13 protein-coding genes are annotated in these 15,469 nt (G+C 58.1%); 3 read left to right on the plus strand and 10 right to left on the minus strand.

The genetic code is table 11. The features are described 5' to 3' along the window. Positions 1–208 precede the first annotated feature (208 nt). From sthA to N1078_RS18480, 9 genes are all read right to left on the minus strand, one after another. Complete coding sequence (gene sthA / locus N1078_RS18440) at positions 209–1,603, minus strand: Si-specific NAD(P)(+) transhydrogenase (protein ID WP_274089551.1); 1,395 nt, start codon at positions 1,601–1,603, stop codon at positions 209–211. Between the two features lie 126 nt (positions 1,604–1,729). Beyond that, the gene (gene nqrM, locus N1078_RS18445) at positions 1,730–1,957 is read right to left on the minus strand and encodes a (Na+)-NQR maturation NqrM (protein WP_274089552.1); all 228 of its coding nucleotides are present in this window, start codon (positions 1,955–1,957) and stop codon (positions 1,730–1,732) included. Continuing rightward, the gene (locus tag N1078_RS18450) at positions 1,954–2,877 is read right to left on the minus strand and encodes an FAD:protein FMN transferase (protein WP_274089553.1); all 924 of its coding nucleotides are present in this window, start codon (positions 2,875–2,877) and stop codon (positions 1,954–1,956) included. The genes nqrM and N1078_RS18450 overlap by 4 nt, the downstream gene beginning before the upstream one ends. A 104-nt stretch (positions 2,878–2,981) precedes the next feature. Then, complete coding sequence (gene nqrF, locus N1078_RS18455; protein WP_274089554.1) at positions 2,982–4,208, minus strand: NADH:ubiquinone reductase (Na(+)-transporting) subunit F; 1,227 nt, start codon at positions 4,206–4,208, stop codon at positions 2,982–2,984. Between the two features lie 15 nt (positions 4,209–4,223). Next, positions 4,224–4,832, minus strand: a complete 609-nt coding sequence (gene nqrE, locus N1078_RS18460) for an NADH:ubiquinone reductase (Na(+)-transporting) subunit E (protein ID WP_090238197.1) — start codon at positions 4,830–4,832, stop codon at positions 4,224–4,226. Then, complete coding sequence (locus tag N1078_RS18465) at positions 4,832–5,500, minus strand: NADH:ubiquinone reductase (Na(+)-transporting) subunit D (protein WP_274089555.1); 669 nt, start codon at positions 5,498–5,500, stop codon at positions 4,832–4,834. Before N1078_RS18465 ends, nqrE begins: the two co-directional genes overlap by 1 nt. A 2-nt stretch (positions 5,501–5,502) precedes the next feature. Next, the gene (locus N1078_RS18470) at positions 5,503–6,291 is read right to left on the minus strand and encodes a Na(+)-translocating NADH-quinone reductase subunit C (RefSeq protein ID WP_274089556.1); all 789 of its coding nucleotides are present in this window, start codon (positions 6,289–6,291) and stop codon (positions 5,503–5,505) included. Further along, positions 6,284–7,495, minus strand: a complete 1,212-nt coding sequence (locus N1078_RS18475; RefSeq protein WP_274089557.1) for an NADH:ubiquinone reductase (Na(+)-transporting) subunit B — start codon at positions 7,493–7,495, stop codon at positions 6,284–6,286. The genes N1078_RS18470 and N1078_RS18475 overlap by 8 nt, the downstream gene beginning before the upstream one ends. Before the next feature lie 3 nt (positions 7,496–7,498). Beyond that, entirely contained in the window at positions 7,499–8,836 is a 1,338-nt protein-coding gene (locus tag N1078_RS18480; protein WP_274089558.1) for a Na(+)-translocating NADH-quinone reductase subunit A, read from the minus strand. Positions 8,837–9,106: 270 nt separating this feature from the next. Between N1078_RS18480 and N1078_RS18485 the strand changes: the two genes are divergently transcribed. Continuing rightward, complete coding sequence (locus N1078_RS18485) at positions 9,107–9,667, plus strand: chalcone isomerase family protein (protein WP_274089559.1); 561 nt, start codon at positions 9,107–9,109, stop codon at positions 9,665–9,667. Between the two features lie 121 nt (positions 9,668–9,788). On the opposite strand, the gene N1078_RS18490 is transcribed toward N1078_RS18485, so the two are convergent. Then, positions 9,789–11,255: a glyceraldehyde-3-phosphate dehydrogenase gene (locus N1078_RS18490; RefSeq protein WP_274089560.1), complete on the minus strand. Its 1,467-nt coding sequence runs from the start codon at positions 11,253–11,255 to the stop codon at positions 9,789–9,791. Positions 11,256–11,386: 131 nt separating this feature from the next. Here N1078_RS18490 and mfd point away from each other — a divergent pair, with 131 nt between their 5' ends. Beyond that, the gene (mfd, locus tag N1078_RS18495) at positions 11,387–14,833 is read left to right on the plus strand and encodes a transcription-repair coupling factor (protein ID WP_411912044.1); all 3,447 of its coding nucleotides are present in this window, start codon (positions 11,387–11,389) and stop codon (positions 14,831–14,833) included. 11 nt (positions 14,834–14,844) lie between these two features. After that, complete coding sequence (locus N1078_RS18500) at positions 14,845–15,384, plus strand: CsiV family protein (protein ID WP_274089561.1); 540 nt, start codon at positions 14,845–14,847, stop codon at positions 15,382–15,384. Positions 15,385–15,469 lie beyond the last annotated feature (85 nt).

The following is a 15,469-nucleotide window of genomic DNA, read 5'->3' on the forward strand; positions in this document are numbered from 1 at the left end:
TCCAAGTCGCCAGGCTCACCACCACAGTGAACCCGACAGCGCCAGTCACGGCGCTACGCGCCATGCCTGGCGCACCATAAAAAAACCGGCCACCTGGGCCGGTTTTTTATTAAGCCTAATCAGAAACTTTCGCGATTGGGCCAACGCCAGTCGCAGGAGTCACTGAACGGGTTCTCCCCGGCCGGCTCAGGCCACCGGCCGGAGCCGCTCAAAAAAGCCGGTTGAGGCCATCGAAAGCAGCGACCCGGTAGGCCTCGGCCATGGTCGGGTAGTTGAACGTGGTATTGACGAAATACTTGATGCTGTTCGCCTCGCCCTTCTGGTTCATGATCGCCTGACCGATATGCACGATCTCAGAGGCCTGGTAACCGAAGCAGTGCACACCCAGCACTTCCAGCGTTTCGCGGTGGAACAGAATTTTCAGCATGCCCACCGGCTCTTGTGAAATCTGTGCCCGCGCCATGCCCTTGAAGAATGCCTTACCGACTTCGTAAGGAATCTTCGCCTGAGTCAATTCACGCTCGTTCTTACCGATCGAACTAATCTCGGGAATGGTGTAAATGCCCGTCGGCACATCATCAACGAAACGCCAGCTGCCATTGTCAACGATGCTACCGGCAGCCGAGCGGCCTTGGTCAGCAGCGGCACTGGCCAAGCTTGGCCAGCCGATCACATCGCCCGCCGCGTAAACATTCGGCACCTGCGTGCAGTAGGCCTGGTCGACTTCAATCTGGCCTCGGCTGTTGACCTTGATGCCAATATTCTCCAGCCCCAGCTGATCGGTGTTGCCGGTACGACCGTTGCACCAGAGAAAAGCGTCAGCCTTGATTTTCTTGCCGGACTTGAGGTGCAGCACAACGCCGTTTTCAACACCCTCAACGCGCTCATACTCTTCGTTATGACGAATCAGCACATTGTTATTGCGCAGGTGATAACTCAGCGCATCGGAGATTTCAGCATCGAGGAAGCTCAGCAACTGGTCACGGTTGTCGATCAGGTCGACCAGCACACCCAGGCCGCTGAAGATCGATGCGTACTCGGAACCGATCACCCCGGCGCCGTAGATGATGATCCGCCGTGGGGTATGACCGAGGCTGAGGATGGTATCGCTGTCATAGATACGCGGGTGGTGGAAGTCCACGTCCACCGGACGGTAAGGCCGCGAGCCGGTAGCGATTACAATCTGCTTGGCCACAAGCTTTTCGACGACCCCATTGGAGCAGACCACTTCGACAGTGTGCTCGTCGGCGAAGCTGCCGGTGCCGAAAAACAAATCGATGCGGTTACGCGCGTAAAAGCCGGTGCGCGAAGTGACTTGCTTGGCGATCACCCGCTCAGCGCTTTTCAGCACATCAGGAAAGGAGAACCAACGCGGCTCGCCGATCTGGCGGAAAATTGGGTTGGTATTAAATTGCATGATCTGTCGCACCGAGTGGCGCAACGCTTTGGAAGGAATGGTGCCCAAGTGGGTGCAGTTGCCGCCGACTTCGCGGCGACTATCCACCACTGCCACTTTGCGCCCGGCTTTGGCCGCGTTCATTGCCGCGCCCTCACCCGCAGGGCCAGAACCCAACACCACTACGTCGTAGTTGTAGACCGCCATGTTTACTCCTTCAGATCACGCCGGAGCACTTGTTCAATACTCTCGGCCGGGTCAGCGCCGCGTTGTACACAGCCTGACAATCAATACATCAGCTGCGGACCATGCCCTTGGGCGGCCGCATTGCGATTAGCGCTTTGTCGCGTCGTAGGCCAGCGCGTCAGCATCAACTGGCGAATCACTGTTGATCTCTTCACACTTCTCGCGGCTACCCCCACAGATCGAGCATTCTTTCTCGATCCCCAGGTTGGCGATTCCCCCGCAAGAGCCTGCAATGGGCTTACGGCCCATGATCACCCCTACAGCCATCATGCCCACTACCAGCAGCATGACCAAAAAAACCACTACAAAAGTCATTGCTCGTCTCCTGCAGCAAATAGCTGCTCGAAAGCCTGAGTTGTCTGTGTGACGAAGGCGTCACCTTCACGGGTCACGAAAAACGCGGCGATGCCCATACGCTCAGCAAATGCCAAGCCGGGTTCAGTGCCCATAACCATCAGCACTGTAGACAAACCATCGGCGCGCAAGGTCGATTTATCGACAACGGTCACTGCTGCCAGCTTGTGCGTGATCGGTGCGCCGGTCAACGGATCTAAGGTGTGCGAATAGCGCTGCCCGTTTTCCTCAAAGTAATTACGGTAATCACCCGAGGTAGAAACGCCGTAACCATCGAGCGCCAATATACGCTGAGCAACACGCTCACCTTCTTGTGGCGCCTCAAGGCCAATGCGCCAGTGCTGGCCATCCGGCTTTCGGCCCGCCGCTTTTAGCTCACCGGTTATTTCCACCAGGTAGCTGTCAACGCCCAGCTCGACGAGGCGTTGCGCCACTAGATCCACCGCATAGCCGGCCGCAATGCTGTTGAAATCAACTTGAACATCAACGTCCTTGCACAACTGCTCACCGACCTGCCGCACATGTTGCATACCAATGCGCTCACGTGCGGCTGACAGTTGCTCAGGCGTAGGCACTTTCTCCGCGCGCGCCTTGGGGCCAAACCCCCACAGGTTGAGCAATGGTTCAAGGGTCAGATCAAACGCCCCCTGACTTTGCGCATTGAGCACACGCCCTTCTTCAATCAACGCCAACACAGGGCCCGGCATGCTCTGACAGCTACCGGCAGGCGCCTGGTTGAATTGTTCGATAAAGGAATCATCACGGTAGGTCGACATCTGCTTGTCGATCTCAGCCAGGATCGCGTCCGCCTCACGCTTGAGCAGATCCGGGCTGGGTGAATTCTGCTTGCGCACGTATTTGATGGAGTAGGTGCTGCCCATCGTCGGGCCACCGAACTCTTCTACATGCGCTGAAAACCAGCAGCCCGTTAGAGCGGCCAGCAAGCTGGCTGCAATAACGGGCCGAAGTACCGCATAGACCATGATCAGCCGCCGAAGTCGTCGAGCAGGATGTTCTCCTCCTCCACACCCAAATCGACCAGCATCTTGATCACCGCCGCGTTCATCATGGGCGGACCGCACATGTAGAACTCGCACTCTTCCGGAGCCGGGTGATCCTTCAGGTAGTTTTCATAGAGCACGTTATGGATAAAGCCCTTGAGGCCCGTCCAATTGTCTTCCGGTTGCGGGTCAGACAGTGCCAGATGCCACTTGAAGTTCGGGTTCTCGGCCTGCAGTTGATCATATTCCTCAACGTAGAAGGCTTCACGCATGGAGCGCGCGCCGTACCAGAAACTGATCTTGCGGGTCGATTTCAAGCGCTTGAGCTGGTCGAAGATGTGCGAGCGCATCGGTGCCATACCGGCACCACCGCCGATAAACACCATCTCAGCATCGGTGTCCTTGGCGAAGAACTCGCCGAATGGACCGTACACGGTAACCTTGTCGCCCGGCTTAAGGCTGAACACCCAGGAGCTCATCTTGCCTGGTGGCAGATCGTCCTTGCCAGGTGGCGGCGAAGCAATACGGATATTGAACTTCACCAAGCCCACTTCTTCCGGGTAGTTAGCCATGGAGTAAGCACGGATCACGGTCTCTTCGACTTTGGACACGTACTTCCACTGGTTGAACTTATCCCAGTCGCCACGGTACTCAGGCTGAATATCGAAGTCTTTGTAATGCACTTCGTGCGGCGGGCACTCAAGCTGAACATAACCGCCTGCGCGGAAGTCAACGCTCTCGCCTTCCGGCAGTTTCAACGTCAACTCTTTGATGAAGGTCGCCACGTTTGGGTTGGACTCAACGGTACATTCCCACTTCTTCACGCCGAAGACTTCTTCCGGCACTTCGATCTTCATATCCTGCTTGACCGGAGTCTGGCAGGACAAGCGCCAGCCAGCCTTGGCTTCGCGACGGGTGAAGGCGGCCTCTTCGGTCGGCAGCATTTCACCGCCGCCGTGCTCAACCACGCACTTGCACTGGGCGCAGGTACCGCCGCCGCCGCAAGCCGAAGACAAGAAGATATTGTTGGCCGCCAGGGTCTGCAGCAACTTGCCACCCGCGGGCACCACAATGGTTTTTTCGCCGTTGATCTCGATGCTCACGTCACCGCTGGAAACCAGCTTGGCGCGCGCCGCGAGAATGATCAGCACCAACGCCAGCACGATGCCGGTGAACATGCCGATAGCGATGAAAATCTCTAAATTGATCATCTATTCATCCCTTCCTTACAACTGCACGCCGGAGAAGGACATGAAGCCCAGCGACATCAGACCGATGGTAATAAAGGTGATGCCCAGCCCCTGCAAGCCTGCCGGTACGTCGCTGTACTTGAGCTTCTCGCGAATCCCTGCCAGCGCGGCAATCGCCAAGGCCCACGACAGACCGGAACCGAAGCCATACACCGTACTTTCCGCCAGGTTGTAGTCGCGCTCGACCATGAACAGAGTGCCGCCCATGATGGCGCAGTTCACCGTGATCAGTGGCAGGAACACGCCGAGGGCGTTGTACAGGCTCGGTACGTACTTATCCAAGAGCATTTCGAGGATCTGTACGATGGCCGCGATCACCCCGATGTAGCTGAGCAGGCCCAAGAAGCTCAGGTCCACTTCTGGCAACCCGGCCCAGGCCAGCGCGCCATCTTTCAGCAGGTAGGTGTAAATCAGGTTGTTCGCTGGCACGGTGATGACCTGCACCACGATAACCGCGATACCCAGGCCAATCGCCGTCTCGACTTTCTTCGAGATGGCGATAAAGGTGCACATACCGAGGAAGAAGGCCAATGCCATGTTCTCAACGAACACCGCCTTGGCCAGCAAGCTGAGGTAATGCTCCATTAGTAAGCCTCCTTATTCGACACTTGCGAGGCCATCTTGAAGCTTGGCTTCTCCAGCTGATCTTTTTTCCAGCTGCGGATCGCCCAGATGAACAGACCAATCAGGAAGAACGCCGAAGGCGGCAGCAACAGCATGCCGTTAGGCTGGTACCAGCCACCGTCGTTGATCACCGGAATGATCTCGTAGCCCATCAGTTTGCCAGCACCGAACAACTCACGAATGATCCCCAGCGCGACGAGGAATGCACTGTAACCAAGGCCGTTACCAATACCGTCAAAGAACGACAGCACCGGCGGGTTCTGCATGGCAAAGGCTTCAGCGCGGCCCATCACGATGCAGTTGGTGATGATCAGCCCGACGAAGACCGACAGCTGCTTGGACAGGCTAAAGGCATACGCCTTAAGCACCTGATCCACCACGATCACCAGGGAGGCGATGATCACCATCTGCACGATCATACGGATGGAGCTGGGGATCTGGCTGCGGATCATCGAGATAAACAGGTTGGAAAACCCGGTTACCAGGGTCAGCGCGATAGACATCACCAGCGCGGTTTTCAGGTTCGAGGTCACTGCCAGAGCAGAGCAGATACCCAAAATCTGCAAACCAATCGGGTTGTTATTGAAGATCGGGTTGAGCAGGACTTCTTTAATAGTCGGCTGCGACATGATTAAGCCTCCCCTGCGCGCAGGTTAGCGATAAACGGACCAAAACCGTTCTGACCCAGCCAGAAATTCAGCAGGTTATCGACGCCTTTGCTGGTCAGTGTGGCCCCAGCCAATGCATCAACCTGATGGACAGCGTTGGGGCTCTGCGGATCGACACCACCCTTGACCACGGCGACTGACAGCTTGCCGTTTTCATCAAACAGGGTTTTGCCCAGCCACTGCGCTTTCCATTTCGGATTATCGACCTCACCGCCCAAGCCCGGAGTCTCGGCGTGCTGGTAAAAGCCCATGCCCGCAACCGTATTCAGATCGCCCTTGATGGCGATAAAGCCATACAGGGTGGACCACAAGCCGTAGCCGCGTACCGGCATGATCAAGGTATCCATCTGACCGTCTTTCTCCACGACATAAACCGTGGTGTAACGCTCAATGCGCTTGATCGAGGCAATATCGTCATCACCGCTAAGCACGCTCGACAGCTTCGGATCTTTTGCAGCCTTCAACGGATCGAAGGTCATCGGGTCCTTGGCATCGGAGAACGTGCCCGTTTGAAGATCAACCAGCTTGGCGGTAATGGTGCCGTTGAACATCTCTTTAACTTGCGCGGCAGACATATTCGGCTCGCCCAGCCCGGCAATTGCCAGAATGCTGCGCTGCTTGTCCAGCTGACGGTTTTCAACCTGAGTCGGCTTCAACGCAATGGCCGCGCCGGCAACAAACACTGAGCACACCAGGCACACCAACAGGGCCACCACCAAGGTGCGGACGGTGGATTCTTTTTGACTAGACATTGCGTGCCAGCCTCCGCTTGATATTGGCTTGAACGACGAAGTGGTCGATCAGCGGTGCGAACAGGTTGGCGAACAGGATCGCCAGCATCATGCCTTCCGGGAACGCCGGGTTGACCACACGGATCAACACCACCATCACACCGATCAGCGCACCGAAAATCCACTTGCCCGTGTTAGTCATGGACGAGGACACCGGGTCGGTGGCCATAAAGAACATACCAAAGGCAAAACCGCCCACCACCAAGTGCCAATACCACGGCATGGCGAACATCGGATTGGTGTCAGAGCCCAACATATTCAACAGCAGGCTGAAACCAATCATGCCCAGCATCACGCCCGACACGATGCGCCACGCTGCAATTTTGGTAATCAGCAACACACCGCCGCCGATCAGGATCGCCAGGGTGCTGGTCTCACCAATTGACCCCTGGATGGTGCCAACAAACGCGCTGGACCAGGTAATACCGTTACCGATGATGTTTTCCACACCACCGGCAGCGGCCAGGCTCAACGAGGTTGCGCCGGCAAAACCATCAACTGCCGTCCACACCGCATCACCGGACATCTGCGCCGGGTAGGCGAAGAACAGGAAAGCACGACCGGCCAACGCTGGGTTGAGGAAGTTCTTGCCGGTACCGCCAAACACTTCCTTGCCGATTACCACGCCGAAGCTGATACCCAGCGCCACCTGCCACAGCGGGATGCTGGGCGGCAGAATCAGGGCAAACAGCACCGAGGTCACGAAGAAACCTTCGTTAACTTCGTGCTTGCGGATCGAGGCAAAAAGTACTTCCCAGAAGCCGCCGACGATAAAGGCCGTCGCATACACCGGCAGGAAGTACGCCGCGCCCTGGATGAAGTTATCCCACAGGCTGCTTGGGTCAAACCCGGCCAGTGAGCCAATCAAGGCGAAGCGCCAGCCTTCCTGAGCAGCCAGCAGTTCAGGGCTGTTAGCAAAGATCAGGTTGGCCTGGTAACCGGTGTTCCACATGCCGAAAAACATCATCGGAAAGGTACACAACCACACGGTGATCATCATGCGTTTGAGGTCAATGCCGTCACGCACGTGAGCAGTTGTCTTGGTTACGCTACCGGGGCGGTAAAAGAACGTGTCGATGGCCTCATAGAGGGCATACCAGTTCTCGTACTTGCCGCCTTTTTCAAAGTTGTGCTCGATTTTATCGAGGAATGCACGGATACCCATGACTTAACCCTCCTTCTCAATGCGCGCGAGGTTGTCGCGCAGGATCGGGCCGTATTCGTACTTGCCAGCACACACGTAGGTGCACAGCGCCAGATCTTCTTCGTCGAGTTCCAGGCAGCCCAATTTCTGCGCCATCTCGGTGTCACCAACGATCAGATAGCGCAGCAGTTGCGTCGGCAGGATATCCAGCGGCATCACGGCTTCGTAGTTACCGACCGGCACCATGGCGCGCGGGCTGCCATTGGTGGAAGTGGAGAAGGCAAACTTCTTCGCCGCCATTAACTTGGAAACGAAGATGTTCATCACCGAATGCTTGTTTACCCCAGCACGCAGGTAGTGCATCAGCTCACGCTCATTACCCTCAGTCAGGCAAGACACCTGCAGGTGGTAACGGCCGAGGAAAGCAAAAGCGCCCTGCGCAGTACGGCCGCCCAGCACCGAGCCAGAAACAACCCGATTAGAACCTGGCTGCAGTTCACCGGCGGTCAGCTCGCTGAGGCTTGCGCCCAAACGGGTGCGCACCAGACGCGGCTGCTCGACCACAGGACCGGCCAGCGCCACAACGCGCTCGGTCCACAGTTGGCCTGTGGTGAACAGTTTGCCGATGGCAATCACGTCCTGATAGTTGATCGACCAAACGCTCTTGGTGGCATTGACCGGATCAAGGAAGTGGATATGCGTACCTGGCAGGCCTGCCGGGTGCGGACCAGCGAAGGCTTCAGTCTGCACCTTGCTCAGCTGCTCACCGGGCAGCGATGCGCCCTCGGCTTTACAGAGGAACACCTTGGCCAGATTGCTCAACACCTGCAGACCATTTTCAAAGTCGGCGGCGTACTCGGCAATCACCACGGTCGGGTCGGCTGCAAGCGGCTGAGTGTCCATCGCGGTGACGAAAATCGAGCTAGGCTGTGCATCCGCTGCCGGCACCTTGCTGAACGGGCGCGCGCGCAGTGCGGTCCACAGGCCCGATTGCAGCAGGACCTCACGCACTTTCGCGTCGCCGACAGTCGCCAGCTGGTTCACTGCTACCTGGTCAAAGGTAACCTGCTCATCGCCTTCAACGTCGATCACCACGGACTGCAGCACACGCTTTTCACCACGGTGAATCGCGCTGATTACGCCTGCGGCCGGAGCGGTGAACTGCACGCCTGGGGACTTTTTGTCCGAGAACAGCACCTGACCAAGCTTGACCCGATCACCGACCTGAACCTCCATCGAAGGCTTCATACCGTGATAATCGAAGCCTATGACAGCGACGCTACGCACGGGCCTTGCAGCCTCAATGCGCTGCGCCGGCACGCCTGCTATGGGCAAATCAAGCCCATGTTTTATTTTGATCATAGGTTTGTCTAACCACTGATTTATATGCTTTTCAGAATACGGGCGACACCAACGCATAAAGATGCGGCGCAGCACCAGAACAAATCAGGCACTGGGCAGGATGTCGGTCGCGGGAAAAAATCTGGCTGATTATAAAGCGCACGCTCCACCACTGGCCACCCAAGCGCTTGCTTTTATCCGGTTAAACGTAACAGAAGGCAACAGATCGCGACTTGACTGTAAGCGCTGGGCGCGAGACATAGCACTCACGCGACCAACTGGAGCCCTGTCATGCGCTTATTTCTGCTACTTACCACCCTACTGCTTATAAGCGGCGAGCTATTTGCCAATGATCGCGAACGCCTGCAAGAAGCAAACTTCGCCAGCAGCCACGAACTTGGGCAGAACAACCTGGAGCGCAAGAGCCAAAGCGTGCTGACGTACCTCTGGGTCGATGTGTATGCCGCCGCTTTGTACGCCCCCACCCAGGCAAGCGCGCGCCAGGCAGTCGCCACACCACTCACACAGCGCCTGGAGCTTTACTACTTCCGCGAGATCGATAGGCAAGACGTGATCAAGGCGGCCTGGGTTGCCTTAGAACGCCAGCACGATGCCGCCACCCTAAAACGCCTGCGCCCGGAAATAGACGCCCTGCACGCAACCTTTCGCGACATCAACCCGGGGGACCGCTACGCCCTGAATTTCAACCCATACAGCGGACTGACCTTAGAGCTGAATGGCAAGACCACCTTCACCAGCCAAGACCAAGAGCTGGCCGAGGCTTACCTGGGGATCTGGTTAGCACCCAACGGGCTGTCGGATAAATTGCGCACCCGTCTTTTAGCCGAGTAATTGCAGACAATAAAAAATGACCAGCCATCATTTTTATCGGCGCACAACGACGGGCTGCGGCAAGGATGGCAAGCCATAAAAAACGGGAGCCGAAGCTCCCGTTTTCATTGCAACCCGACGCTTAGCGCGGGAAAGCAGGCGGATTAACTCCGGCCATGTCTTCCATCACGCGGATCACCTGACAGCTGTAGCCGAACTCGTTGTCGTACCACACGTACAGGATTACGCGGTTTTCGTTGCAGATAGTGGCTTCAGCATCGACCACACCGGCATGGCGCGAGCCCACGAAGTCGGTGGAGACCACTTCCTGCGACTGCACGAAGTCGATCTGCTTCTGCAGGTCGGAGTGCATGGCCATCTGGCGCAGGTACTCGTTGACCTCATCACGGCTGGTGGCTTTCTCAAGGTTGAGGTTGAGAATGGCCATCGACACGTTAGGCGTCGGCACGCGAATGGCGTTACCGGTCAGCTTGCCCTTCAACACAGGCAATGCCTTGGCCGCCGCAGTGGCTGCACCAGTTTCGCTGATCACCATGTTCAACGGCGCCGAGCGACCACGACGATCGCCTTTGTGGAAGTTGTCGATCAGGTTCTGGTCGTTGGTGTACGAGTGCACCGTTTCAACGTGACCATTGGCGATGCCGTACTGGTCATTGATCGCCTTGAGCACAGGCACGATGGCGTTGGTGGTGCAGGATGCAGCCGAGATGATCTGGTCATCGGCGGTGATTTCGGCATGGTTAACGCCGTGCACGATGTTCTTCAGCGCGCCCTTACCCGGCGCAGTCAGGACAACGCGCTCAATGCCCGGACAAGCCAAATGCTGGCCCAGGCCCTCAGCGTCACGCCACACGCCGGTGTTATCCACCAGCAGTGCGTTTTTGATGCCGTACTGGGTGTAGTCAACTTCTTTTGGGTCTTTGGCGTAGATCACCTGAATCAGGTTGCCATTGGCAGTAATGGTGTTGCTAGCCTCATCAATGGTGATGGTGCCGTCGAACGGGCCGTGGACCGAATCGCGACGCAGCAGGCTGGCGCGCTTGGACAAGTCATTGCTCGCACCCTTGCGCACAACAATGGCCCGCAGACGCAGGCCATCACCACCACCGGTTTTCTCGATCAGGATGCGCGCCAACAGGCGGCCAATCCGACCAAAACCATACAGCACCACATCGGTGCCCTCGCGGGCTTCGCCGTTCTGCTTGCCAGCCACTTCAACCAGCTCGTCTTTGACGAACTGCTCGATGCTACGGCCCTGGCCGTCAGTCTTGAACTTGCTGACCATCTTGCCCAGGTCCACCGAGGCGGCGCCCAGTTTCAGCTCGCTCATGACCTTGAGAATTGGGAAGGTCTCGTGCACCGACAATTCGCAGCCGTCAGCCAGACGGTGACGCGCGAAGCGGTGGGCTTTGAGAATGTCGATAACCGAACGGTTGATCAAACCACGGCCGTAGATCGAGGTGACCACGTTGTTGTTACGGTAGAGTTGGCCAATCATCGGAATCATCGCTTCCGCAAGGGCTTCTCGATCGATCCACTCACCGAGACACTGGTCGGGCTTCTGAGTCACGGGCAGTACCTTCCACATGTAGGGGCTAAAAAAAGGGGCTACATTATGACGGTGCACGCTAGCATGAGCAATGCACGACTGTCTTAACTGACACCACAGGTAAACGCCCGTTACAATCGACGACCTTGTGATTTGACCGTGAGCTGCCTGTGCCGACTGCGTCCGTACTTCGCCTACCGTCCCTGCCGGCCACTGCTGGCAAACAACACTGGGGCAACCTGCCCGGTGCCGCGCTGAGCTTGGCAATTGCCGAAGCCGCCAGCAATGCTAAACGTTTCACCCTGCTACTGACCGCCGACAGTCAGAGCGCTGAACGCCTGCAGGAGGAGCTGAGTTTCTTTACGCCGGACTTGCCGGTGCTGCATTTCCCCGACTGGGAAACCCTGCCCTACGACCTGTTTTCGCCGCACCAGGACATCATCTCCCAGCGTATTGCCGCACTTTATCGCCTGCCTGAGCTGAAACATGGGGTATTGGTAGTCCCGATCACCACCGCCCTACACCGCCTGGCACCCAAGCGCTTTCTGCTGGGCAGCAGCCTGGTCATGCAAGTGGGCCAGCAGCTCGACGTCAATCAGCTGCGCGGCAACCTGGAAGCCGCCGGCTACCGCTGCGTTGACACGGTGTATGAACATGGCGAGTTCGCCGTGCGCGGCGCATTGATCGACCTGTTTCCGATGGGCAGCAGCCAGCCGTATCGCATCGACTTGTTCGATGACGAGATCGAAACCCTGCGTACCTTCGACCCGGAAACTCAGCGCTCCATCGACAAAGTCGAGTCGATCAAGCTACTACCGGCCCGTGAATTTCCGCTGGAAAAGAAAGCCGTTACTGATTTCCGCGGGCGCTTTCGCGAACGTTTCGACGTGGATTTCCGCCGCTGCCCGATTTATCAGGACCTCAGCACGGGTATCACACCAGCGGGGATTGAGTACTACCTGCCGCTGTTCTTTGAAGAAACCGCCACCCTCTTCGACTACCTGCCCGCCGACACCCAGGTATTTTCCCTGCCGGGCATCGAAAAAGCCGCTGAGCAATTTTGGGTGGATGCACGCAGCCGCTACGAAGATCGCCGTGTTGACCCGGAACGCCCACTGCTACCACCCGCCGATATCTTCCTGCCGGTAGAAGACTGCTTCGCCCGCCTGAAAAACTGGCCGCGCGTGGTGGTCAGCCAGGACGACATCGAGGAAGGCGTCGGCCGCCTGCGCTTTAACGCCAAACCCCTGCCCGACTTGGCGATCCAGGCCAAAGCTGGCGAGCCGCTGGCGGCACTGCGACGCTTTCTTGAGGAATACCCCGGCCGCGTGCTGTTCTGCGCGGAATCCGCCGGGCGCCGCGAAGTGCTACTGGAGCTGCTCGCCCGCCTCAAGCTCAAACCTAAGGAGTTCGACAGCTGGCCGGCCTTTACCGCCAGCAAGCAACGCTTGGGCATCTGCATCGCCCCACTGGATGACGGCCTGCTGCTCGAAGACCTCGCCCTAGTGGCGGAAAGCCCGCTGTTCGGCCAGCGCGTCATGCAGCGTCGACGCCGTGAGAAATCCCGCGACGGTGGCGACAATGCCATCAAGAACCTTACCGAGCTACGCGAAGGCGCGCCGGTGGTGCACATCGACCATGGCGTGGGCCGCTACCTGGGCCTGGTGACCATGGAGTTCGACGGCCAGGCCGCTGAATTCCTCGCCCTGATGTACGCCGAAGAAGCCAAGCTCTATGTGCCGGTGGCCAGCCTGCACCTGATCGCCCGCTACACCGGCAGCGACGATGCCCTGGCGCCGCTGCACCGCCTCGGCTCCGAGGTCTGGCAGAAGGCTAAACGCAAGGCCGCCGAACAGGTGCGCGATGTCGCCGCCGAACTGCTCGACGTCTACGCACGGCGCGCCGCTCGCGAAGGCTATGCGTTTGCCGATCCCAAGGCGGACTACGCCACCTTCAGCGCCGGCTTCCCGTTCGAGGAAACCCCGGACCAGCAAGCCGCCATCGAAGCGGTGTACAGCGACATGCTCTCCGCCAAACCGATGGACCGCCTGGTCTGTGGCGATGTCGGCTTCGGCAAGACCGAAGTGGCCATGCGCGCCGCCTTTATCGCCGTGCATGGCGGCAAGCAGGTGGCGGTATTGGTGCCCACCACCCTGCTCGCCCAACAGCACTACAACAGCTTCCGCGACCGCTTCGCCGATTGGCCGGTAAAGGTCGAGGTGATGAGCCGCTTCAAGAGCAACAAGGAAGTCAGCGAGGCCATGCAACAACTGGCCGAAGGCAAGGTGGATATCGTCATCGGTACTCACAAGCTGCTGCAGGACGACGTTAAATTCAACAACCTGGGCCTGGTGATCATCGACGAAGAACACCGCTTCGGTGTGCGTCAGAAAGAACAGCTAAAGACCCTGCGCAGCGAAGTCGACATCCTTACCCTGACCGCCACACCGATCCCGCGCACCCTGAATATGGCCGTTGCTGGCATGCGCGATTTGTCGATCATCGCCACGCCACCGGCGCGGCGCTTGTCGGTGCGCACCTTTGTGATGGAGCAAAACAATCCAACCATCAAGGAAGCCCTGCTGCGCGAACTGCTGCGCGGCGGCCAGGTGTATTACCTGCACAACGATGTGAAAACCATCGAGAAGTGCGCCGCCGACCTCGCTGAACTGGTGCCGGAAGCGCGTATCGGCATCGGTCACGGGCAAATGCACGAGCGCGAACTGGAACAGGTGATGGGCGATTTCTATCACAAGCGCTTCAACGTGCTGATTGCCTCGACCATCATCGAAACCGGTATCGACGTACCGAGCGCCAACACCATCATCATCGAACGCGCCGACAAGTTCGGCCTGGCGCAATTGCACCAGCTACGTGGCCGAGTCGGCCGCAGCCACCACCAAGCCTACGCCTACCTGCTGACGCCACCGCGCAAGCAGATGACCGACGATGCACAAAAGCGCCTCGAAGCCATCTCCAATGCCCAGGACTTGGGGGCCGGCTTTTTGCTCGCCACCCACGACCTGGAAATCCGTGGCGCCGGCGAGTTGCTTGGCGACGGCCAGAGCGGGCAAATTCAGGCAGTCGGCTTCACCTTGTACATGGAGATGCTCGAACGCGCGGTGAAATCGATTCGCAAGGGCGAGCAACCCAACCTCGACCAGCCGTTGGGTGGCGGCCCGGAGATCAATCTGCGCGTGCCGGCACTGATCCCCGACGATTACCTGCCAGACGTGCACGCACGCCTGATCATGTACAAACGCATCGCCAACGCCAGCGACGAGGAAGGCCTAAAAGACCTACAAGTAGAAATGATCGACCGCTTCGGACTGCTCCCTGAGCCAAGCAAGAATCTGGTGCGCATCACCCTACTGAAACTGCAGGCAGAAAAGCTCGGGATCAAAAAAGTCGACGCTGGCCCGCAAGGTGGCCGCATCGAGTTTGCTGCCGACACCTGCGTCGACCCACTAACCCTGATCAAGCTAATCCAAGGCGCACCCAACCGTTACAAGTTCGAAGGTGCAACGCTGTTTAAATTCCAGGTGCCCATGGAGCGCCCGGAAGAGCGATTCAACACCTTGGAAGCTCTGTTTGAGCGCCTGACTCCCTCTACTTAAAGGACCGACCCATGCGCACCCTCCACACCCTCGCCCTGCTGCCGCTCGTACTGCTGTGCATACTCAGCAGCACGAGCGCCTTAGCCGAAAGTCTTTACCAGGTTGAGGTGATCGTATTCCGCCAAGCAGGCGAAGCGATCTCTGCCGGCCAACTGCCGCCCGACAACTGGGCGCAGAACGCGCTGCCGGTGGATGGCAGCAACAGCCGCAACACCGCACTGAATGCCGAAGCAGCCAAGCTCAACCCATCCAGCGGTTATCAGGTATTGCTGCACCAAGCCTGGTCGATGAGCCTGGGCGACTCAAGCAGCCGCGTAGCCATCAGCACTGGCAACGAGCAGTTCGGCCACTACCCCGTCGAAGGCATCCTCGAGCTTAAGGCCGGTCGCCTGATTGAATTGCAGAGCGACATCTGGATCAACCAGCTCGATGCCAACGGCAGCCTCATCGACAGCGAGCGCATCAAACAAAACAGCCGCCTAAAAAGTGGTGAACTGACATTTGTCGATAACGGCAGCACGGGCCTGCTGATTCGTGTCAGCTCGCTGTAAAAACCCAAATCGGGTAGGAGGCGGCCTCACGGCCGCCGTCCTCCCACACCACCGTGCGTACGGTTCCGTACACGGCGGTTCAGGC

Origin of the sequence: Pseudomonas sp. MIL19 (assembly GCF_028680365.1) — a bacterium.
Classification (GTDB): Bacteria; Pseudomonadota; Gammaproteobacteria; order Pseudomonadales; family Pseudomonadaceae; genus Aquipseudomonas; species Aquipseudomonas spirodelae.